The sequence below is a fragment of the Microvirga tunisiensis genome (assembly GCF_009296175.1).
Classification (GTDB): domain Bacteria; phylum Pseudomonadota; class Alphaproteobacteria; order Rhizobiales; family Beijerinckiaceae; genus Microvirga; species Microvirga tunisiensis.
Genome location: NZ_VOSK01000933.1, coordinates 1 through 706, shown reverse-complemented (window position 1 = coordinate 706; position 706 = coordinate 1). Strand labels below are relative to the sequence as shown.

The window sequence follows — 706 nt, the reverse complement described above, 5'->3', positions numbered from 1 at the left end:
TTCATCAACGAGCGCGTCCACGCCAATATCCAGAAGGACGGCACCTATTCGGTGGTGCCGCGCATGTGGGGCGGATTGACCAACCCGCGGGAACTGCGCGCCATCGCGGACGTGGCCGAGAAATACAGCATCCCGACCGTGAAGGTCACAGGCGGCCAGCGCATCGATCTTCTCGGCGTGCGCAAGGAGGACCTGACGGCCGTCTGGGCCGAGCTCAACGATGCCGGCATGGTCTCGGGCCACGCTTACGCCAAAGGCCTGCGCACGGTGAAGACCTGCGTCGGCACGGAGTGGTGCCGTTTCGGCACGCAGGATTCCACCGGCCTCGGCGTCAAGATCGAGAGGTTCATGTGGGGTTCCTGGACGCCGGCGAAGGTGAAGATGGGAGTCTCCGGCTGCCCGCGGAACTGCGCGGAATCGACCTGCAAGGATGTGGGCGTGATCTGCGTCGATTCCGGCTACGAGATCCACTTCGCCGGGGCGGCCGGCCTTCACATCAAGGGCACGCAACTGCTTTGCAAGGTCCCGGAAGAGGATGAATGCATCGAGGTCATCGCGGCCCTGACGCAGCTCTATCGCGAGCAGGGGCACTATCTCGAGCGCATGTACAAATGGGCCGACCGGGTCGGCGCGGAATCCATTCGGGCGACCGTGGTGGACGATCTGACGAGGCGCCAGGCCCTCTACGAGCGCTTCGTCATCTCCC

At 64.4% G+C, this 706-nt stretch carries 1 pseudogene; it reads left to right on the top strand.

Annotation, left to right across the window (positions count from 1 at the left end):
- Window positions 1-706: pseudogene (locus FS320_RS44585) on the top strand (nitrite reductase large subunit); the annotation flags it as partial.